Here is a 20,331-nt window from a genome sequence, read left to right as displayed (position 1 = left end):
GTGCTTTCGTGCGTGCTATTCATGGCGACCTCCCCGTACTTTCCAAGTCATTAGTACACCCCCGAACGGGGTGCATGACAAGGGGTTGACATCTTGCTCGGTCCACAGTACCTGAGGTTTTTTCGCCTTTTCAACCCCTAATCTTACGAGTTGGATAATTCGAAAAGTCGACGCTCCTGCCGCGTAGGCTGACAGCATGAGCGAACAGGTGTCCGAACCCATCTCAGCGGGCTTCCGGGCCGTGACAGCGCAGTCGTGAGGGCGCTGCGGGCGCTGGCGCCGGAGCATCCGCTCGACTTCCTGGCCGTGTTGCGTGCTGCGCTCGCTGGCAACGGGCCAGCCGTGCTGCCGGTGCCGGTGGGCAGCGCCGCAGCGATTCTCAGCGACGTGCCGAGGCGAGTCGCCGTCGTCATCGAGACCTCAGGATCGACCGGCGCGCCCAAACGTGTCATGCTCGCCACCAATGCCCTGCTCGCCGGCGCCGCGGCCTCTGCCGTCGTCCTCGGCGGAGCCGGTCAATGGCTGCTCGCCCTGCCCGTGCACTACATCGCCGGGGTTCAGGTGCTCGTGCGTTCGATCGCGGCCGAAACCAGCCCGCTCGTGCTGCCCCCTGGCCACTTCGATCCGCAGCAATTTCGGCGGCTGGCCGAGACCATGACCGAGCCGCTGCGCTACACCGCGCTGGTTCCGGTGCAGCTGGCGCGCCTGCTCGACGCAGCGGATGACCCGGCCCTGTTGGCCGTGCTGCGTCGCTTCACGGCGATTCTGGTTGGCGGGCAGGCGATTCGTCCCGATCTCATTGCGCGGGCGGCCGAGCTTGACGTGCGGGTCGTGCGCACCTACGGATCGTCGGAGACTGCCGGCGGTTGTATCTACAACGGTGTGCCGATCGGCGACACCCTCGTGCGGGTCGTGGGTGGGCAGCTCGAGCTGTCGGGCTCGGTGCTCGCCGACGGTTACCTCGATGACGACGTGCGCACCAGTGAGCGCTTTGTGGTGGAGCACGGCGTGCGCTGGTATCGCACCGGCGACCTCGGCGACATCGTCGACGGACGCGTCAGGGTGCTCGGCCGAGCCGACAACGTGATCGTTTCCGGCGGGGAGAAGGTGTCCCTGGATGCCGTCGAACGCATCGTGCGGTCGTGTTCGGGGTTCGAGCAGGCCGTCGTCATCGGTGGCGACGACGAGGTGTGGGGCCAGGTTCCGGTGGTGGTGGTGGTGGTGGGCGAGGCTGCGGGTGATGCCGTTGTGGCGGCATCCGTTGTGGCGGCGCTGGGGCGTGCGGCCAGGCCAGCGCGCATCGTGCGGGTGGCGGAGATTCCGCTGCTGGCCTCGGGCAAGCCTGACCGCAGGGCGCTGGCCGCGCAGCTGCCAGCGTGACGTCTTACTGGCCAGTAGCATGGGGGCGTGGCACAAGGAGCTCGGCCGGTCAGGCCCAAACAACAACGATTGAACCCCCAAGCGACGCTGGCCGGCGCTGAAATTGGCGCTAAAAAGGCCGGTGAGGTCCAGGGCAGCGGCAAATCCGGCCACCCGGCCTATAAAAACGGCCCGCCCCGCAAGGGGCCGGCCAGGGTCAAGCCGGCCACGGCATCCGACTGGATCTCCGGCGCCCGCCTGCGCACCCTGCCGCTCGCCATCGCTCCCGTGCTTCTGGGCACCGGCGCCGCCATCGTCGCGAGCGGCCCGGGCGTCTATCACCCCGTGCGTGCGCTCCTCGCGCTCGCCGTGGCACTCTTTCTGCAGATCGGCGTCAACTACGCCAACGACTACTCCGACGGTATTCGCGGCACGGATGCCTTTCGCGTTGGGCCCGCCCGGCTCACCGGCGGCGGTGTCGCCAACCCGCGCACCGTGCTGCGCGTTGCGCTCGTCTTCTTCGGCCTCGCGGCCGTGGGCGGCCTGACCCTCGTCATTCTGACCCAGTACTGGTGGCTGCTACTGGTGGGCGTTGTCGCCCTCGCCGCTGCGTGGTTCTACACCGGTGGCAAAAAGCCCTATGGCTATCTCGGCCTTGGCGAACTGTTCGTGTTCGTGTTCTTCGGCCTGGTGGCGACCGCCGGTACGACCTACGTGCAGGTTGGGGATTTCACCACCGAGAGCGTGCTCGGCGGCGTGGCAATGGGGCTGATCGCCTGCGCCGTATTGATGGTCAACAACCTGCGCGACATTGTGCCCGACAAGGCCGCCGGCAAGCGCACCCTCGCGGTCCGCATCGGCAGCACGGCCTCCCGGGTCGTGTTTTGCATCTTTCTGCTGCTGCCGTTCGTGATCGCCGGTCTGTTTAGCCTGGTCTACCCGCTCGGAATTTTCACGTTCTTCGTGTTGTTGCTGGCACTGCCGGCCTGCCTCATCACGATCACCGCGACCTCGGCAAAAGAACTCATCCTCGCCCTTAAGCTGACGAGCCTCGCGGCGCTGGCCTACGGGCTGCTACTGGGACTTGCTTTCGCGTTCTGAGGGGGCCTGCATGGTGTCGGCCTGCTGCTCAGCGGCGTTCAGTGCCGAGTCCTCGATCTCGGAATCCGGGTTCACCGGTTCCTTGTCGGGGTGCCGCGCCTGGTAGAGGTCGCGCGCAACGCTCTCGCGGGACTTGCCCAGCAGCAGATACGACAGGCACAGCCCGACCAAGGCGGCGATCACAGCGGATGCCCACGGCCAGAATCCCAGCGACAGCAGAATAGCCAGTGGAACGGCAAACATTAAGACGCGCAATACGGAGAAGTACAGCCAGGGAGCCACGGATTTCATAGATCCAGCTTAGAATGCCGCGGCTGAGTAGGCGCACATGTCTCTCACGGCCAAACGGCTTACAATGAAGTTATGCCCAAGCTCTTGATCGGACTAGGACTGGCCCTCGTCATCCTCACCGTCTACACCCTTGTGGACTGTGCCGTGTTCGACCGTAAACGCATTCGCGGATTGCCGCGCTGGGTGTGGATTTTCGTCATCGTGTTGGTGCCGCTGATCGGCCCACTGCTCTGGCTGCTCGTCGGCCACGGCCGCGCCACCCCGACCACGCGGTCCTTTCGTTCTGTTGCCCCGGATGACGACTTGGATTTTTTGCGTGGTCTTAATGGTGGTGGGCTGAAGACGGACAGCGGCGAGAACCGCCCGTTCAACGAGAGAGACCAGCAGGAACGCATCCGCCGCATGGAGCAGGACCTCGCCGACCTCGACAAAAACGACCCCACACCGGGCAAGGGTGGCACCGCTGGTACGGCAGGCGTTGACCCAACGAAGAAGAACGAACCGGGCGAGGGCGAACAGCCTGGCCGTCGGGATGCCTGAGCGGGCTACCCGCAACCCCAGCAGCCCGGCGACCGATTTCAGCATCGCCCTTCTGAACGAATTCGTTCGGCTCGGCGTGCGCGATCTCGTGCTGTGCCCCGGCGCCCGCTCGCAGGCCCTCGCCCTGGCTGCGGCCGGGCTAGAACGGGCTGGCAGCATCCGTTTGCACGTGCGTACCGACGAACGCAGCGCTGGATTTCTCAGCGTCGGCCTCGCCCTCGAAACCGGTCTGCCCGCCCTCGTCGTGGTGACCTCGGGAACCGCCGTCGCCAACCTGCACCCGGCCGTACTCGAAGCGCACCATGCCGGAATGCCGATGATTTTGCTGACAGCCGACCGCCCGGCCGAGCTGCGCGGCATCCGCTCAAACCAGACCACCGTGCAGTCTGGCCTGTTCGGGGTTGCCACCCGGTTGTGCCTCGACGTTCCGGCCCCGGTGGGCGAGCCCGATGAGGCTGGCATCGCCGTGGCCCTCGCACGGCAGGCAATGGATGCCTCCACCGGCGTTCTCAGCACCGCTCCCGGCCCCGCCCAACTCAACCTCGCCTTTCGCGAGCCGCTGTCGGCGGCTCTGCCGGCCGACCTGTCGGTGATTCCCGCGGGGCCGGCCGCTGGGCCCGCCGCGCTGCCGGACGGGCCGGCCATGCTGCTCGCCGCTGGGCCACGCACGGTCGTTGTGGCCGGCGACGGCGCCGGTCCCGCGGCCGAAGAGCTGGCGCACGCCGGCGGCTGGCCGCTGCTGGCCGAAGTCTCCAGTGGCGCCCGGTTCGGGCCGAACCTCATCGTGCACTACCGCGAGCTGCTGGCCGCTGTCGATCTCGGCGGCGAGGTGGAACGGGTGATCGTCTTCGGGCACCCCACCCTCAGCCGGGAGATTCCGGCCCTGATCTCCCGCGACGGCGTCGAGACCATCGTCGTAGCCCCGACCGGCCTCGAATGGTACAACCCGGGCTGCGCTGCACGCGCCTTCACCCGCTCGGTCGGAGCGGATGCCGCGTGCGCTGCGGCCGCGCGCACGCCGGCCGGCCGGGCGTGGCTGGGCCGGTGGGTCATGACCAGCCGCGCCCTCGCTGAAGCGGCGGCCGGCGCAGAACGAGCGCCGATCGACAAGCGGGGGATCACCCGGGCCGAACTGGCCGTGTTGCGCGCGCCGCTCACCCGGGCGCGGCTCGTGGACGCGGTGTGGCGGGCATCCTGGCCGCACGACCGGCTCGTGTTCGGCGCTTCCCGGCTCATTCGTGAGGCCGATAAGCGCGTGCCAGGCAAGAAGATCACCGTGCTGGCAAACCGCGGGCTGGCCGGCATCGATGGCACCATTGCCACCGCGCTCGGTGTGGCCTTGGCCAGTCAGGCCGAACCGGAGCCGCGCTCGGTCGGCGTGACTCGGGTTCTGATGGGCGACCTCACCTTTCTGCACGACGTCGGATCGCTGCTGCTCGCCCCGGGCGAAGCTGAGCCCCGGCTGCAGGTCATCGTCGGCGTCGATGGTGGTGGCAGCATCTTCGACGGCCTCGAAGTGGCCGCGACGGCTCCGGCCGAGGCGATGGAGCGCGTGCTCTACACCCCGCGCAGAGTGGACTTAAAGGCGCTTGCCGCCGCGTACGGCTGGGACTACGAGATCGCCGCGACCCGAGCCGACCTAGAGCGCGCCCTGACCGGTGCCCCTACTCGTCCCACGATCCTCGAGGTTCCGCTAGTCCGCTAGCCGACCCCCGGTCCCAGCTCGCGAGAGCGGGTAAACGGTTGCTTCAGCACCCGTGAAGTAACAATTTCTCCGCTCTCGCGAGTCGTGGGCGTGAGTTATCCACAGATATGTGGGGAGCAGATGCTTGGGCGGGCGGATTGGTACCGTTTAAGTCACACGGATGCCGGGAGGCTCAGATGACCGATTCGCCCCAGGGACCACCGCAGACGGGCGGCCTCCCCGAATACGCCCCGGGACCGGCACCCGTGTCGAACCCGCCGACACGTCGCGGCGGCATCGTTGTCGCGGCCCTCATCGTGGGCATCAGCGCCTTCGTCATCGGCTGGATTCCGATTGTGGGACTGTTGCTGGGTGTCGCCGGGATCATCCTCGGCATTCTGGCGATGCGCCGGCCGGGCGGCAAATCGTTCGGGCTCGCGGGTCTGATCGGCTCATCCTTGGCCGTGCTGGCCAACGTGCTCGTGACCATTGTGATCGTGGTCGCTCTGGTGAATTCGGGTATCGGCACGGCTGTGCTCACCGATGCCCAGCCCGTCATCACGCCCTGCTATTCCTTCAACGGGCCCGGCGATTACCTCAATAACCAATCCGCTGAGAAAACGGATGGCTGCATCACCACCCTGGAACTCTGGGGTGAACGTGACGCTGACGGTGTCATCCACAAGACCGGCGTGGGCAGCATCCTCGGCAGCGTACTGGTGGAACCGGTGGCGGTGGCCAGCACTGACGAATGGGTTCCCGGCGGCAGCCTCAACGACATGGTCGAGTTTCTGAACCAGAGCTACTTTCCTCAGGCCGGCGAGGTCACGAGCCTGAAAGAGGCCGTAACCCTCGACGGCGTCGACGCGAACCTCACTCGGATGATCAGCACCGCCGAGAACACCCGCACCAAGGCGTTTCTCACCGTCTTCGCCCCGGACATCTACCAATCAGCTGGGGAGCCGGTGCAGTTCTTCTTGATCTCCTTCGTCATTCCCGAAGACAACGGAGAGGAAATCATCGCTGCCGCCATCGATTCCTGGCGCTGGAAGTAGCCGCGAAGTTCAGCCGAAGGCTTCGACGATGGGGCGAAACTTCATCTTCGTTTCGGCGAGCTCACGCTCCGGATCGGAGTCCAGCACGATGCCGCAGCCTGCATAGGCGGTGATGCCGCCTTCGGGTGCGACCTGGGCGCAGCGCAGGGCGATCGCCCACTCACCGTCGCCGTCGGCGCCGACCCAGCCGACCGGCCCGGCATAGCGGCCACGGTCGAAGGGCTCAAGCTCGCGAATGAGATCTAACGCCTGGTCGGTGGGGGTTCCGGCAACTGCGGCAGTCGGGTGCAATGCCGCGATCAGGTCGAGCGACGTTGACCCATCGCTCAGGGTGCCCTCGAGATCGGTCGCAAGGTGCCACAGGTTCGGCAACTTCACCGTGAACGGAATCTCGCTCGTCGCGAGCACCGACGTGTGCGGGCGCAGCGACTTAAGCACGCTCTGCACGGCGAACTCGTGCTCGTCGCCGTCTTTCGAGGAGGTTGCGAGGTTGAGCGCGGCCTCGCGGTCGTCTTCAGCATCTGCTCCGCGCGAGATCGTGCCGGCCAGCACGCGGGCGTTGACCGAACCGTGATCGGCGCGAATGAGGGTCTCCGGGCTCGAGCCGATGAGGCCGTCGACGGCGTAGGTCCAGCAGTCCGGGTAGCCCAGGGCGAGTTTGGTGATGGCGCGGCGCAGGTCGGATTCGGCCGGTACCCGCCCGACCAGGTCGCGGGCGAGCACGACCTTGTTGATTTGCTGCGCCCGGATGCGCTCAATGCCCGAGCTGACCGCGGCGCGAAAACCCTCCGGAGGCAGCGCTCCCGGCAGCAAGGCGATGCGATACTCGTCGCCGAGCGGATGCAGTGTGAGCGGGTTCTGCGCCACCCCGTGCTCCGGGGCGGTTTCGCCGGTCGCCCAGATGCGCGTCACCCAGCACTGGCCATCTTCACGGCCAACGATGATCTCGGGCACGATCAGCACGCTGGTCTGGGCCGACGACTCATCGAAGGCGAAGGCGCCGAACGCGAGCAACCCGGTTCCGGTGCGACCGAGCGGGTCGGTCACGGTGGCCAACCGGGCGACCTGTTTCCACGCGGCCGCGGCATCCGTCATGCGGGTGGGTCCGGAGAATTCGAGCCGCAGGGCGCAGCCGATGCCGGCCAGACCCTGGTTGCGGCGCATCCAGAGCAGGGGCGCACGACCGTCGAGCAGCAGAATCAGTTGGCGGATATCGGCTATCGGGGAGGTTTCGACCGTCAAGGCCTGCACATTCACTTCTGTAGCCTACGCCCGCGCCACTCGGCCTACGCGAATCTGCCCCCGGCAACCGTGCAGTTTCGGCGGGCTTTGGCATCCTAGAATGATGGGGTGAATAGAGCAGACCTGAACAAACGGCCCGCGCAGGTGGCTGCCATGTTCGACGAGGTCGCCGCCCACTATGACCGCACGAACGCGCTGCTGTCGGTCGGCAACGCGCCGCTTTGGCGCCTCGCCACGACGAAGGCCGTCAACCCCCGGGCGGGCGAGCGCATTCTTGACATCGCCGCCGGCACCGGAACTTCCAGCGCCGCCCTCGCCCACAGCGGCGCCCACGTCGTCGCCGCCGATTTCTCGGCCGGCATGATCGAGGTTGGCAAAAATCGCCACGCGCACAACCCGAACATCGAGTTCGTACAGGCCGACGCCACAGCGTTGCCCTTTAATAACAACGAGTTCGATGCCGTCACCATCTCGTTCGGACTACGCAATGTGGTCGAACCGAAAAAGGCCCTCGCCGAGTTCTACCGGGTGACCAAGCCCGGCGGTCGCGTCGTCATCTGCGAGTTTTCTACCCCGCCGCTTTCGCTCGTGCGCCAGAGCTACTTCGCCTATCTCAACCACGTCATGCCGCGGGTCGTGCGGCTCGCCTCGTCGAATGCCGAAGCCTATGACTATCTCGGCGAGTCCATCGCGGCGTGGCCGACTCAGCCGGTGCTCAGCGGATGGCTGCGCTCGGCCGGATACTCCGCCGTCGCGTACCGCAATCTCACGCTCGGCATCGTGGCGCTGCACCGCGGAACCAAGCCGATCAACTCGATAGGCTGACTTACGTGAAATCCAGAGCCCCCGTGATTCGACGCAGCGCGTCGGTGACCAGCCAGGCGGGCCTTGGCGATCGTATTTTCTCGACTTCCGCCGACCGTGGCCTGGCCGCAAACATCGATGCCGGCATCGAAAAGGTCGAAGCGGCACTGCTTGCCGAACTGGTCTACGCCAACGAAATCGCCACCGTCACGAGCCGCTACCTGCTCAACGCCGGCGGCAAGCGGGTGCGTCCCATGCTCGCGCTGCTCACCGCCCACCTCGGCGAGGGGGTCGTGCCGGATGTGATTACGGCGGCTACCGCCATCGAACTGACCCACCTTGCCTCGCTCTATCACGACGACGTGATGGACGACGCCGACAAGCGCCGCGGTGTGCCGAGCGCGCAAACCGTCTGGGGTAACTCGGTTGCCATCCTGACCGGCGATCTGCTGTTCGCCCGCGCCAGCCAGCTGATGGCCCGCCTCGGCGAACGAGCCATCAAGCTGCAGGCGACCACCTTCGAGCGCCTCGTGCTTGGCCAGTTTCAGGAGACGGTCGGCCCGCGCCCCGGTGAAGACCCGGTCGAACACTATATTCAGGTGCTGGCCGGCAAAACCGGTTCGCTCATTGCTGCGGCAGCCCAGGGCGGTGTGGTGTTTTCCAACGCCCCGGCCGAGTTCGAGCAGCCCGTCGTCGACTTCGGCGAGAAGATCGGCGTGGCGTTCCAGCTGATCGACGACGTGCTCGACCTGTCGCCGCAGCCCCAGGAGACCGGCAAGGTTCCGGGAACGGACCTCCGGGCCGGCGTGGTGACGCTTCCGCTGCTTCGGTTGCGGGAACGCGCCGTGAGCGATGGGGCATCCGCTGATCTGCTGTTGCGATTGGAACGGGACGTCATGTCGGCCGATGCTGAGCAGGGGGAGGCCGCCGATACGGCGATCACCGCGTTGCGGGAGAACGCCGTCACCGCCGAAACCCTCGCCGAAGCCCACGGCTGGGCCCGCGACGCGGTCGCCGCCCTGGAACCGCTGCCGAAAGGTTCGGTCAAGAAAGCCCTCACCCGATTCGCCGATTCCATCGTCGAGCGCTCCAGCTAGAGCGTGTTGGGGCTTGCCCCGACTGCTCGCGCAGTAAGGAAATCTTCCGTGACCAAATTGAGACTGGCCATCGTCGGTGCCGGACCGGCCGGCATTTACGCCGCCGATATTCTGCTCAAGGCCGAGCGCAATTTTGAGGTCTCAATCGACCTGTTCGACCACCTTCCGGCGCCGTACGGCCTGGTGCGCTACGGCGTCGCCCCCGACCACCCCCGCATCAAGGGCATCATCACCGCGCTTCGCGGCGTGCTGGACAGCGGCGACATTCGCGTCTTCGGCAACGTACGGTTCGGGGTGGACGTCACCCTCGATGACCTCAAGAAGCACTACAACGCGGTCATCTTCGCGACCGGCGCCGGCAAGGACGCCGACCTGAACATTCCGGGCGCGTCCCTGAACGGCTCGTACGGTGCCGCCGACTTCGTGAGCTGGTTCGACGGACACCCCGACGTGCCGCGCACCTGGCCGCTCGAGGCGCGCGAGATCGCCGTGATCGGTAACGGCAACGTGGCGCTCGACGTGTCCCGCATGCTCATCAAGCATGCCGACGACCTGCTTTCAACCGAGATTCCCGGAAACGTGTATGACGGGTTGAAAGCGTCACCGGTGACCGACGTGCACATTTTTGGACGCCGCGGGCCGACATCCGTCAAATTCACGCCCTTGGAATTGCGCGAAGTGGGCGAGCTGAACGACGTGGACATGATCGTCTACGACGAAGACTTCGAGTACGATGAGGCCGCTCAGGCCGCCGTCGCGAGCAACAAGCAGGTCTTCGTGATCGACAAGACACTGAACACCTGGCGCGCCCGCGAGACCGGAACCGCCAGCCGTCGCTTGCACCTGCATTTCTTCGCCAAGCCGGTCGAGATCGTCGACGACGGTACCGGCCGGGTCGGCGCTTTTCGTTGGGAACGCACCACAACGGACGCCGCCGGCGGCGTCGTCGGCACCGGCGAGATTCGTGAGATCCCGGTTCAGGCCGTGTACCGGGCGGTCGGTTACTTCGGGTCGGAACTGCCCGACGTGCCGTTCGACAAGAAGCGCGGCGTCATTCCGAACCGTGAAGGCCAGGTGCTGCGCCGCGATCCGTCAGCGGGCACCGGCGGATTGTTCAACCAGCAGATGTACGGCGTCTACGCGACCGGCTGGATCAAGCGCGGCCCGGTGGGATTGATCGGCCACACCAAGAGCGACGCAATGGAAACCATCAAGCACCTGATCAACGACCTCGGCAACTGGTGGCGCCCGGAGTCACCGTCGGAGGAGACCATCGTGGAGCTGCTCGATGCGCGCGGCGTTCGCTACACCGGCCTCGACGGCTGGCACAACCTCGACCAGCACGAGCTCGCCCTCGGCGAGGCCGTCGGCCGCACCCGCATCAAGGTCGTCGACCGCGACGAGATGGTGACCGTCTCCCGAGCCGAGTAGTCCCAACGGGCGTTCGCGCGTGTCGTCACTTGCGGTCGGGGCCCGGGCCCCGAACGTGGGCCCAGTCTATAGACCGGGCCCCGGTTCATAAGGTGGGCCGGTGGCCCGAGGAAGTGCCCTTGGCGGATCGGGCGGGCGGCTAACGGAAGTTCGTGAACTGCAGGGCCACGTCGAGGTCTTTGCCCTTGAGCAGGGTCATGACGGCCTGTAGGTCATCGCGGCTCTTCGAACTGACCCGTAGCTCGTCGCCCTGAATCTGGCTCTTGACGCCCTTGGGGCCCTCGTCGCGAATGATCTTGCTGATCTTCTTCGCGTTTTCCTGGTCGATGCCGGCCTTCATGGTCGTCTCGATGCGATACTCCTTGCCGGAGGCGAACGGCTCGCCGGCGTCGAGGCTGCGCAGCGAGATGCCGCGCTTGATCAGCTTGGCCTCGAACACCTCGAGGATCGCCTTGACACGCTCCTCGGTGTTCGCCTTCATGAGCACCTTCTCGCCACTCATCGCGATCGAGGCCCCCACGTTCTTGAAGTCGTAGCGCTGCGCGACTTCTTTATGCGCCTGGTTGAGGGCGTTGTCGACCTCCATCGGGTCGACCTTGCTGACGATGTCGAACGTTGAATCTGCCATTCTCCTATGGTATCCGACCCGCGAGAGCGCAAAAAGTGTCCGATTGGAGTGGATAAACGGGCACATTCGCGGCACGGGGGATACCGTCCGCGTAGCCAACGGGAATTAGCCCCAGCCTGGTGGGCTCAGGCGTGCCTCCCCTGGAGTCTTCCGGGCGTTGCCGGCAGTGGACGGCACGGCCTCCAGCAGCCTGCGGGTATAGGCGTGTTGTGGGTTCAGCAGCACGTCTTCGACTGCGCCGGATTCCACGATTCGCCCCTCGTGCATGACCATCACGCGGTCGGCGATGTTCCAGGCGAGGCCCAGATCATGGGTGATGATCAAGGCGCCGAGCCCCAGTTCGCGCCGCAGCCGCAGAAGCAGCGCGAGAATCTCTCCCCGTACCGACGCGTCCAGCGAGGCCACGGGCTCGTCGGCCACGAGAAAGCTCGGTCCCAGCGCAAGGGCACCGGCAATCACCACGCGTTGGCACTGGCCACCCGAAAGTTCCTGCGGAATGGCGCGAAAGAATTCCTCCGGTGGAGTCAGCTCAGCGGCGGTGAGAGCCCGCGCGACCCGTTCACGCTCATCGCCAGGCAAACGGTGAATGCGGATGCCTTCCGCCACCGAATCGTAGACCGAATGTTTCGGGTTCAGGGCACCGGATGGATCCTGGGGAATCAGCTGAACGAGGCGCCGGTAGGCCTTCAAACCCTTCGTCGTTCGCACCAACGGCTGCCCACGAAACAGCACCTCCCCACGACTCGGTTGCTGCAATCCAAGGAGGGTGCGCACGAGTGTGGTCTTGCCGGAACCGGATTGGCCGACCAGTGCCACAATCTCGCCTTCGCGACACTCCAGATCGACATCATCGACGGCTTTCAGAACACCGGAACTGGTGTGGAAGGCCACGGACACCTGGCGTGCGGCCAGCATGACCGCACCGGCAGGAGCGTCGGTGCCTCCGCTGCCGGCAGTGTCCACGATCGGCATGGCACCGGTGCCCTTGCTCGAGACCGGCAGAAACCTGCTGGCCGGATCGCCGATCGTGGGAAACGCGGCAGCCAGGGCCTGGGTGTGCGGGTGTTTGGGGTTCGCGATGATGTCGGCGCTCGGCCCGATTTCGACCAGCTCACCGTGGTACATCACCCCGATCTGGTCGCAAACGCTGCCCAGAACTGACAGGTCGTGACTGATCATGAGGAGTGAAAGACCCCGCTCGCGAACCAGATTGGCCAGCACCTCGAGAACCTGAGCTTGAACAATGACGTCGAGTGCCGTTGTCGGTTCGTCAGCGATGATCAGTTCGGGGTCGCAGGCTAACGCCATCGCGATCATTACACGCTGGCGTTGCCCACCCGAAAGCTGGTGCGGGTACTGTTCCGCTTTAGCTCCGGGGAGGTCGACCAGGCCCAACAGCTCGAGCATTCGTGCCTGCCGCGCGGTCGCGGTAGCGTATCCATTCTTCGCGTGCAGTTCGAGAGCCTCGAGGATCTGTTTTCCGACTCGCTGAACAGGATTCAGGGAATGCATCGCACCTTGAAAGACCACCGAGGCCTCACCCCAGCGCACCGTGCGCAAAGCGCCCCAACTCAGCTCGAGAACGTTGCGGTCATCCAGCAGGATTCGACCGCTGACCGTGGCATTACGGGGAAGCAGCCGCAGTACTGACATAGCCAGGGTCGACTTTCCCGATCCGGATTCCCCGGCGATGCCGAGGGTTCCGCGCTCCGGAAGAGTGAAGGAAACGCCGCGAACAGCCGCAATTTTTCCGCGGCCGGTATCGGTCTGAGAGGAATAGACGACGCTGACGTCGTCAAAGGTCACGGAAGGCATCAGCGGGCTCGCAATGTCGGGTTGATCATGGTCTCGATGGTGCGGCCGACGAGAGTGAACGCCAGAACGACGGCCACGATTGCTAGTCCGGGCGGAAGCACAAACCACCAGTATCCGGCGGTGGCCGCACCCGAGTCCAGGGAGAGTTTGAGCATCGATCCCCAGGACACCTGACTGGGATCACCGAGCCCCAGAAAAGACAGGGTTGACTCCGCAATGATCGCCGAGCCCACCGTGAGAGTGGTACTGGCCATGATGAAGGGCATGACTCCCGGCAGGACGTGACGGCTGATGATATGGCGATGGCTGGCGCCGAGCGCGATCGAACGTTCGATGTACGACCGGGCCTCGATGGTGAGCGTCTGCGCGCGAACGAGGCGAGCAGTGCCGGCCCAGGAGGTCACCCCGAGGGCGATGATGATGGTCCACATGCCGCGCTGCAGCACGGTGGAGAGCACGATGGCCAGAACCAACGACGGCAACACCAGAAAGAAGTCGATAAAACGCATGACGATTGCGGAGCGCCAGCCGGTGAAGTGGCCGGCCAAAATACCGATGAGGGTGCCGAGGAACATGCACATGATGGTCGCCGCGACGCCGACCAGCAGCGAGATTCGTGAACCCCACAGCAGCATGACCAGGACGGATCGACCGAGGGGATCGGTTCCCAACGGGTTCTCCCAGCTGGGCGGCTCGTTCAGGTCGTTGTCGACCAGGGTCACATCGAGGAGAGATTCGTGGGCGAGCCAGGGAGCGAAACACGCACCGAGAACCACGAGCAGGAGAAAGGCGAGACCGGCCACGCCGCTCTTACTCTGGCGAAAAGAATGCCAGCCGTCGACGAAGCGTTCACTCCTGCGCGCCCGGGTGGTGGTTCGAAGACTCGGCGGGCGGGGGGCAGATAACTGCGTCACGGTGTCGCTTTCCACTGTTGTCATGACAGACGCACCCGAGGGTCCAGTGCGCGGTAGATGAGGTCGGCCGCGAGGTTCATGATGATGACGATCACCGAGAAGACCACAAACGTTCCCTGCAGCAGCGGCAGGTCAGGGCCGGTGAGGGCTTGAAAAGTGAGATAGCCCAACCCCGGCCAGGAGAAAACGGTCTCGACGGTGACGGCCCCGCCGATCAGGCCGCCGATGTGCATGAAAACGAGGGTGACCGTGGGCAGCAGCGCATTGGGAACGGCATGGCGCCGACGCACGAGATCGTCGCGCAGCCCCTTCGCCCGAGCGGTCACGAGATAGTCGGCCGACATCTCGTCGATCAACGACGCGCGAAGTACGAGCATGTATTGGGCGTACGTGACCGCGACCATGGTCGTGACGGGGAGGGCAAGGTGTCGGGTTACGTCCCAGACATAGGCGAGGCCGGTGTAGTTTGCGCCGGCTGTCACCATCCCGCCGACCGGAAACAACTGCAAGCCACCGCCGAGGAGCATCAGCAGAAGCAGACCAAGCCAAAATGTCGGCACAGACCAAAGGGTCAGGGCCACGGCCGTGCTCGCGCGATCGAACCAGCCGCCGCGCTTCGCGATTGATCGTTGACCGACCCACAGCCCGAGCGATATTGACAGGGCTGCCGCGACCGAGGTGAGCAGCAGAGTCGGATAGAGGTGCTCCGCGATCAGGGTCGCTACCGGGGCGCGAAAGGTATATGACGTACCCAGATTCCCGGTCACCAGATTCGACAGGTATAGGCCGAACTGCGTCCAGAGCGGTTCGTCGAGTCCGTAGATCTCCCTGAGGTTGGCCAATTGCGTTGCGGTGACCTGCTTGCCCTTGGTCAGGCTGGTGACCGGATCCCCCGGCAGTACCCGAAAGGCGAAGAATCCGAGCAGGACGACCATGATGAGGCTGATCGATGCGCCACCGGTTTTGCGCCCAAGATAGCTCCAGAAGCTGTTGCTGGGGCGAACCTCGGAGTCTTCCTTGACCACCGTTTCGGCAGCTGATTCACTGGGCTTGATCGACGACATGACGCACCTCGACTGTTGAACGCGGATACAACTACGCGGATAAAACGATCGGTGGTCTGCTCGCTCTTAATGACTAAGAAGCGAGCAGACCACCTCAGTACACACCACTATTCGCGGTCGGCAGCGGTCTTTCGACGGCGCACGATCAGGAATATCGCCAGTGCAGCGACGAGGACGCCACCGCCGATTCCAACCGGCAGCAGCCGTGCCGGGCTGTCCGCCTTATCGTCGACTGAGGCCACGGGTTCGGCATCGGCATAAGCCCAGTAGTAGTCAATGTCGCCGGCATACGGGGTGAGGTTAGTGACGTGATCGGAGCGATACGCCTGCAGAGGATTCGGGTAGTACAGGATGATGGCTACTGCAGCGGTGTATTGCAGTTCAATTGCCTGGTCAACGAGCACCTTGCGCTTCTCCTCATCGGTCTCGGAGTGCTGCTCGAGGTAGAGGCGGTCGAACTCCGGATCGCACCATTTCTCGCCGGCGGGGCTGTCCGCGCCCGCTGTGGCCGGTCGAGCCGAGCAGAGGTTGATCGACAGCATGTAATCGGGGTCGATTCCTACGCCCCAACCGTTGATGAAAGTGTCGTAGGTGCCTTCGGCAAGGTCCTTCGACATCTGGTCCCAGTCGGTGGGCTGCGGAATGATGCCGATTCCGATTCCCTTGAACCAGGACTGCAGAAACTCAGCGCTTTGGCTGTTCGCCGTGCTGGCCGCGTTGTAGGACATGCGGATCTGGATCGGGTTTCCGTCTTTTCCGAGGCGGATGCCGTCTGCACCCATGGTGTAGCCGGCCGCATCCAGTGAGGCGTTGGCTTCGTCCGGCGAATACGGATCGACGACCGAGGAGTCGTCCCAGTACCAGTTGGGGCGTCCGGGCGGGATGATTCCCGCACCGATCGAGCCGTGTCCGCCCAGCACCCGATCGACGAGCATCTGCTGGTCGATGGCCTGGCGCATGGCCTGGCGCACAATGGGGTCTTGAAGGGTCACCGAGCCGTTACCGATGGGGTTGCCGCTGCTGTCGGCTGCGCCCGAGTTGACGGATAGGTTGGAATAGTTGGTTGACAGTGCTTCGTTCTGGGTGATGCCGTCAACGCCTTCCAGGGAATCGTACTGGGCGGTTGTCATGCCGCCGACGAGGTCGAGTTCACCGGTGCGGAGAGCCTGAATGGCGGCATCCGTGTTCTTGTAAACGATGAAATGCACGCCGTCCAGGGCGGGTGCGCCGCGCCAAAACTCGGGGTTGGCCTTCATGATGGCCGCGCCGCCGCGCTCGTACGACTCAAGCACATACGGTCCCGACCCAACGGGAGAATCGGTGTTCTCGTAGGTGTCTGGCTCGGCAATGTCGCTCCAGATATGTTCCGGAACGATCATGAGACCGGCTGCGGGGTTCGTTGCCTGGGCGGTCATCGTGACGATTTCGACCGTGTCGGCGTCTGGCGCCGAGACCGTGTCGATGCTGTCAACGAAGCTGCCGTTCTGGGTGGCCAGTGCGGGATTGGTCAGAATCTCGTTCAAGGTCCAGATGACGTCTTTCGAGGTGAGGGGTTCTCCGTCGGACCATTTCAGATCTGGCTGGAGGTGGTAGGTCCAGACCGTGTCGTCAACGGTCCAATCTGAGGCCAGGTCGGGCACGTTGGTGCCGTCTGGCCCTGATCGTGCCAGCGATTCATACTGCAGGGTGAGCACATTCAGTGCGGCCTGGTTGCTCGCGGTGAACGGGTTCAGGGAATCGATGGTTCCCGAGAGGTTCACCCGCATAACGGCTTCGGGGGAAACGGTGGCCGCAGTGGCGACCGTTCCCTGACCGAGTAGTACGAGGGACGCTGATATGGCGACAAACTGTTTGAGGTACCGCATGACTTCTCCATCGTTGTAACGGGCTAAGGCGCGTGCGCTGTGAAGCTGACTGTCTGGTCCTTTCAGCTGGAGCTGGAATCTCTGGTGACGGACACGTTTAGGGTTGACTGTTTGGCGGCGGCGAGGATTCGATCGATGGTGCGCTGGTACCGGGCGTGCTGGCCGCATGGCGGAGTCGAAAACTCTGGCTGCCGGCAATGACGATGGATGCCGTCTGGCCGGTTGAATCCAGGTTGAACTGAACCAATTCGCCGATTTTGCTGCTGCCACCGTCCTCGACAATGCGCATTTCGGTCGCCCGGTCGGTGGGTTCCAGGCGAATGGCGCACTCGGCCGGGTTCGACTCGGTGGGGTCGAGAAGGAAGATGCTGTTTCCCAGCGGAACGACATCGGTCACGCCCCACTGGTTGGCAAATCGGCCGGGCCCGTCCAGGAAGTTCGCCACCGGTGGAGCGGATGCCGTTGTCTCGCGCAGGTCCGTAAGGCGGAAGAGTCCGGAGCTGAGGCTGAATGCGGGAGCGTCGATGGTGTTGGTCAACACGGATACGGCAATCCCGGCCTCGTCGTCGAACAGGGAACTGGTTATCTGGCCAGGGAAGCCACCTCCGTGACCGCGCACGGTTCGACCTCCGACCCGATAGTTGCCCATTCCCAACCCATACTGACCGCCGTCGGTCTGGGGGAGACCGCTCGGCTGTTGCATGAGCCGTTTGGACTCGTCGGTGAGCAGGCGGCCTGAGCCGATGAACTGCGCACTGAAGTACGTGACCAGATCTGTCGCGGTCGAGAACACCCCCGCGGCCGGGGAGAATGCGTCGGTATCCAGGGGCTCGACCGCTGTGCGCAGCTGGGAGCTGCTGAGACTGCCGTACCCGGTGACTCGAGGGCGTTGGTCTGAGCGATCCAATTCTGGGCCGGTATGCGCCAATCCGAGGTCGGCGATAATGTGATCGCGCACGTAGTCGTTGAACGGAACAGCGGATGCCGCTGCCACGATGAGCCCGAGCAGGGCGAACCCTACGTTGGAGTACTTGAAGCGTTCGTTGCGGTGCAGGGTCGGCGCCTCGGCATGGGTGAGCACGGCCTGCAGCTCGACAAGCGTCGGGAAGCTTCCCAGGGCATCCCAGCAGTCGTTGTTGGACCCGTCGCGGAAAAGACCGCTGGAATGGGACAGCAGCTCGCGCACCGTGACCGAAGCCAGTGGGCCACCGGCAAGGTAAGGCACCCAGCCGCCGGCCGTGTCATCCAGACGCAGAAGTTTGCACTCGACCAGTTGCAGCACGGCGGTGGCGGTGAAAGTCTTCGAGTGCGAGGCCACCCTAAAGACATCGGTGTCGGACATCTGCCGTGCCGGGTCCGTGCTGGCCAGGCCGAGCGCGACGCTCAGGTGAATGCCGTCGGCGTGCCAGACGGCTGCCTGCAGGCCAGGAACGCGTAGGTACCAGCGACGATAGTCGAGCCAGTGCGCGTAGTACGTCAGAACGTCGTGCTGAGTCGATTGAACCTGCATGTCGTCCTCCCCCCGGGAACCGCTAGTACGTGTGTGTCGCTTTGTTTCTGTTTACGTTACGTAAACTCAGTACTCACGACGCTAACGCAAACACGATGCCAGAGCGTATAGACAAGTTGGTGGAAATCAGGCAGTTTCCACCGCTACGATCAGCGCCGCAATGCCGAGGTGAGAGTGTCCAGTCCGACACCTCCGAGGCTAAGCGCTCGGGTGTGAAAGGCCTTGATATTAAAGTCTGCACCCTGCCTCTTTTGCTGGTCATCCCGCGCTTGTTCCCAGATTCGTTGCCCAACTTTGTATGACGGCGCCTGCCCCGGCCAGCCGAAGTAACGATTCACCTCGAAGCGCAGGGCAGGTTCACTCATGGTGACGTTCTGTCGCAGAAATTCGAGGGCATAGTCGAAGTCCCACCGGCCCGCACCATCCGGGCGCGGTTTCTGCAGGTGCACCCCGATGTCGAGCACAACCCGGGCGGCTCGCATCCGCTGGGCGTCCAGCATGCCGAAACGATCGGCCGGATCTTCGAGAAATCCGAGCTGCTCCATGAGACGTTCGGCGTACAGGCCCCAGCCCTCGCAGTGACCGGAGGTGCCAGCGTTCCGGCGCCAGGTGTTGAGCGTGGCCTTGTTGTGGGTCGCCAAGCCAATTTGCAGGTGATGGCCGGGAATTCCCTCGTGAAAAACGGTGGTGAGCTCTCGCCAGGTGCTGAATTCTGTGATGCCTTCCGGCACACTCCACCACATCCGGCCGGGTCGGGAGAAGTCATCGGACGGACCGGTATAGTACATTCCTCCCTCCTGGGTGGGTGCGATGAGGCATTCGAGGCGCTTGACCTCGTCGGGGATGTCGAAATGACTCTTCGACAACTCCGTGACGGCGTGATCGCTGTTGAGCTGCATCCACTCTTTGAGGGCTTGGGTGCCGTGAAGCTTGCGCCCGTCGTCGCCGTCGAGGAGCGCGACGGCTTCGCTAATGGTCGCGCCGGGACTGATCTGCTGCGCGACCCGCTCTTGTTCGACGACTGTGCGGGCCAACTCGTCGAGGCCCCATTCGTAGGTTTCGTCGAGATCGACAGTGGCACCGAGAAAATGGCGCGAGGCAAGTGCGTAACGGTCTCGGCCGACCGCATCGCGCCGGGGGGCGTGTGGCGCGAGTTCGTCGGCTAAGAATGTGGCGAGGTTCGCATACGCGCCGGCACATTCTCGGGAGCCGGCTTCGATGTCGCGAAGCAGGGCGGAGCCCAGCTCCGCGGTTGCCGCCACGGGACGCTGGGCGTACCGGGCGAAGAAACCGGTGGGTGAGGCCTGCCTTCCGGCCTGGCCGATCAGCTCCCGCACCTGGCGGAGCGCGGGAACATTGCCCGATGCGATGCCGCTCCGTAGGCGCTGGATGTAGCCGTTCATGGCAGCGGGCAAATTGTGCAGGCGCCGGGCAATTGTCTCCCAGTCCGCCTCGGTGTCGGTCGGAGACAGGTCGAAGACCTCGCGCATCTCCTGGGGAGGAGAGACGATCACATTCAGGTTGCGTTCTCCGAAGCCATCGTCGTGTTCGTCGATGGCCAGTTGGAGTTCCCGGGAGAGATCCAGCTGGGTGACCCAGTCGACGTCATCGACCGGTGCGGCCGAGCGGATGCTGGCCAGCGCGGATTTTGTTGCGTCGACGATCTGCTCGGCACCGTCGGGCGAATAGTCGGTGAACTCCCCGCCCCGGCCGCCCCGGCCGAGATGCACCTGGAATTCCGGGAACAATTCGAGTTGCACGTCAACCCACGCCTCAGCGATTGCGTCGACGGCGGTGGGGAGGCGGGCGGCAGGATTCGCGTTTAGATCGGTCACGGGACGAGCCTAGTGGGGGTATCTTTGGCATTACGGCTTCATGAGGCACAGATTTGTGCCGAAAGCTGGAAATATACGATACGTATGCGTGCCAAA

Annotated in this window: 18 protein-coding genes; 8 read left to right on the top strand and 10 right to left on the bottom strand. The window is 64.4% G+C overall.

Features of this window, described 5'->3' with window-relative positions; all coding sequences use genetic code 11:
• Positions 1–255 precede the first annotated feature (255 nt).
• Both CJ028_RS11665 and CJ028_RS11660 read left to right on the top strand, forming a co-directional pair.
• Positions 256–1,380 (top strand): AMP-binding protein, encoded by a 1,125-nt coding sequence (locus tag CJ028_RS11665; protein WP_240607222.1) that lies wholly within the window; start codon positions 256–258, stop codon positions 1,378–1,380.
• 27 nt (positions 1,381–1,407) lie between these two features.
• Positions 1,408–2,460, top strand: a complete 1,053-nt coding sequence (locus CJ028_RS11660; RefSeq protein WP_240607221.1) for a 1,4-dihydroxy-2-naphthoate polyprenyltransferase — start codon at positions 1,408–1,410, stop codon at positions 2,458–2,460.
• On the opposite strand, the gene CJ028_RS11655 is transcribed toward CJ028_RS11660, so the two are convergent.
• A complete protein-coding gene (locus CJ028_RS11655) occupies positions 2,434–2,751 on the bottom strand; it encodes a DUF4229 domain-containing protein (protein ID WP_105035410.1) in 318 nt (105 codons plus the stop codon). The two genes, CJ028_RS11660 and CJ028_RS11655, sit on opposite strands and share 27 nt — an antisense overlap.
• A gap of 72 nt (positions 2,752–2,823) precedes the next feature.
• Between CJ028_RS11655 and CJ028_RS11650 the strand changes: the two genes are divergently transcribed.
• The 3 genes from CJ028_RS11650 to CJ028_RS11640 all read left to right on the top strand — a co-directional run bounded on the left by CJ028_RS11650 (position 2,824) and on the right by CJ028_RS11640 (position 6,030).
• The gene (locus CJ028_RS11650) at positions 2,824–3,291 is read left to right on the top strand and encodes a PLD nuclease N-terminal domain-containing protein (protein WP_105035409.1); all 468 of its coding nucleotides are present in this window, start codon (positions 2,824–2,826) and stop codon (positions 3,289–3,291) included.
• Positions 3,284–4,996 (top strand): 2-succinyl-5-enolpyruvyl-6-hydroxy-3-cyclohexene-1-carboxylic-acid synthase, encoded by a 1,713-nt coding sequence (gene menD, locus CJ028_RS11645; protein ID WP_105035408.1) that lies wholly within the window; start codon positions 3,284–3,286, stop codon positions 4,994–4,996. The genes CJ028_RS11650 and menD overlap by 8 nt, the downstream gene beginning before the upstream one ends.
• A 176-nt stretch (positions 4,997–5,172) precedes the next feature.
• Complete coding sequence (locus CJ028_RS11640) at positions 5,173–6,030, top strand: DUF4190 domain-containing protein (protein WP_105035407.1); 858 nt, start codon at positions 5,173–5,175, stop codon at positions 6,028–6,030.
• A 9-nt stretch (positions 6,031–6,039) separates the two neighbouring features.
• Here the strand turns inward: CJ028_RS11640 and CJ028_RS11635 are convergent, their stop codons facing one another.
• Positions 6,040–7,281 carry an isochorismate synthase gene (locus tag CJ028_RS11635; protein ID WP_439099043.1) on the bottom strand — a complete coding sequence of 414 codons (1,242 nt, stop codon included), beginning with the start codon at positions 7,279–7,281 and terminating at the stop codon, positions 6,040–6,042.
• Positions 7,282–7,380: 99 nt separating this feature from the next.
• On the opposite strand from CJ028_RS11635, the gene ubiE reads away from it, so the two are divergent.
• The 3 genes from ubiE to CJ028_RS11620 are packed head-to-tail and all read left to right on the top strand — an operon-like array spanning position 7,381 to position 10,604.
• Entirely contained in the window at positions 7,381–8,097 is a 717-nt protein-coding gene (gene ubiE, locus CJ028_RS11630; RefSeq protein ID WP_105035406.1) for a bifunctional demethylmenaquinone methyltransferase/2-methoxy-6-polyprenyl-1,4-benzoquinol methylase UbiE, read from the top strand.
• A gap of 5 nt (positions 8,098–8,102) precedes the next feature.
• Positions 8,103–9,173: a polyprenyl synthetase family protein gene (locus CJ028_RS11625; protein WP_240607219.1), complete on the top strand. Its 1,071-nt coding sequence runs from the start codon at positions 8,103–8,105 to the stop codon at positions 9,171–9,173.
• Between the two features lie 48 nt (positions 9,174–9,221).
• Positions 9,222–10,604, top strand: a complete 1,383-nt coding sequence (locus CJ028_RS11620) for an FAD-dependent oxidoreductase (protein WP_105035404.1) — start codon at positions 9,222–9,224, stop codon at positions 10,602–10,604.
• 139 nt (positions 10,605–10,743) lie between these two features.
• Here CJ028_RS11620 and CJ028_RS11615 read toward each other — a convergent pair whose 3' ends face one another.
• From CJ028_RS11615 to CJ028_RS11585, 8 genes are all read right to left on the bottom strand, one after another.
• Positions 10,744–11,232: a YajQ family cyclic di-GMP-binding protein gene (locus CJ028_RS11615; protein WP_105035403.1), complete on the bottom strand. Its 489-nt coding sequence runs from the start codon at positions 11,230–11,232 to the stop codon at positions 10,744–10,746.
• 4 nt (positions 11,233–11,236) lie between these two features.
• Positions 11,237–11,314, bottom strand: a complete 78-nt coding sequence (locus CJ028_RS21415; protein WP_240607250.1) for a hypothetical protein — start codon at positions 11,312–11,314, stop codon at positions 11,237–11,239.
• Between the two features lie 23 nt (positions 11,315–11,337).
• Entirely contained in the window at positions 11,338–13,047 is a 1,710-nt protein-coding gene (locus CJ028_RS11610) for a dipeptide ABC transporter ATP-binding protein (RefSeq protein WP_105035402.1), read from the bottom strand.
• Positions 13,047–13,985 carry an ABC transporter permease gene (locus tag CJ028_RS11605; protein WP_105035401.1) on the bottom strand — a complete coding sequence of 313 codons (939 nt, stop codon included), beginning with the start codon at positions 13,983–13,985 and terminating at the stop codon, positions 13,047–13,049. The genes CJ028_RS11610 and CJ028_RS11605 overlap by 1 nt, the downstream gene beginning before the upstream one ends.
• On the bottom strand, positions 13,982–15,025 hold the full coding sequence (locus CJ028_RS11600; RefSeq protein ID WP_105035400.1) for an ABC transporter permease: 1,044 nt from the start codon (positions 15,023–15,025) through the stop codon (positions 13,982–13,984). The genes CJ028_RS11605 and CJ028_RS11600 overlap by 4 nt, the downstream gene beginning before the upstream one ends.
• Before the next feature lie 107 nt (positions 15,026–15,132).
• Positions 15,133–16,890 (bottom strand): ABC transporter substrate-binding protein, encoded by a 1,758-nt coding sequence (locus tag CJ028_RS11595; protein ID WP_161498966.1) that lies wholly within the window; start codon positions 16,888–16,890, stop codon positions 15,133–15,135.
• A gap of 97 nt (positions 16,891–16,987) precedes the next feature.
• Positions 16,988–18,400, bottom strand: coding sequence for a serine hydrolase domain-containing protein (locus tag CJ028_RS11590; RefSeq protein WP_105035398.1), 1,413 nt, complete (start codon positions 18,398–18,400; stop codon positions 16,988–16,990).
• A gap of 149 nt (positions 18,401–18,549) precedes the next feature.
• Positions 18,550–20,235, bottom strand: coding sequence for a DUF885 domain-containing protein (locus CJ028_RS11585; protein WP_105035397.1), 1,686 nt, complete (start codon positions 20,233–20,235; stop codon positions 18,550–18,552).
• Between the last annotated feature and the right edge of the window lie 96 nt (positions 20,236–20,331).

Source organism: Cryobacterium aureum, assembly GCF_002954245.1.
GTDB lineage: Bacteria > Actinomycetota > Actinomycetes > Actinomycetales > Microbacteriaceae > Cryobacterium > Cryobacterium aureum.
The sequence above is the reverse complement of the archived record's forward strand: the minus strand, read 5'-3'. Positions and strand labels throughout refer to the sequence as shown.

Coding starts and splice junctions, on each gene's coding strand:
- CJ028_RS11600 (WP_105035400.1), bottom strand. CDS start 15,025: ATGTCGTCGATCAAGCCCAGTGAATCAGCTGCCGAAACGGTGGTCAAG.
- CJ028_RS11590 (WP_105035398.1), bottom strand. CDS start 18,400: ATGCAGGTTCAATCGACTCAGCACGACGTTCTGACGTACTACGCGCAC.
- CJ028_RS11615 (WP_105035403.1), bottom strand. CDS start 11,232: ATGGCAGATTCAACGTTCGACATCGTCAGCAAGGTCGACCCGATGGAG.
- CJ028_RS11595 (WP_161498966.1), bottom strand. CDS start 16,890: ATGCGGTACCTCAAACAGTTTGTCGCCATATCAGCGTCCCTCGTACTA.
- menD (WP_105035408.1), top strand. CDS start 3,284: ATGCCTGAGCGGGCTACCCGCAACCCCAGCAGCCCGGCGACCGATTTC.
- CJ028_RS11605 (WP_105035401.1), bottom strand. CDS start 13,985: ATGACAACAGTGGAAAGCGACACCGTGACGCAGTTATCTGCCCCCCGC.
- CJ028_RS11610 (WP_105035402.1), bottom strand. CDS start 13,047: ATGCCTTCCGTGACCTTTGACGACGTCAGCGTCGTCTATTCCTCTCAG.
- CJ028_RS11655 (WP_105035410.1), bottom strand. CDS start 2,751: ATGAAATCCGTGGCTCCCTGGCTGTACTTCTCCGTATTGCGCGTCTTA.
- CJ028_RS11650 (WP_105035409.1), top strand. CDS start 2,824: ATGCCCAAGCTCTTGATCGGACTAGGACTGGCCCTCGTCATCCTCACC.
- CJ028_RS11640 (WP_105035407.1), top strand. CDS start 5,173: ATGACCGATTCGCCCCAGGGACCACCGCAGACGGGCGGCCTCCCCGAA.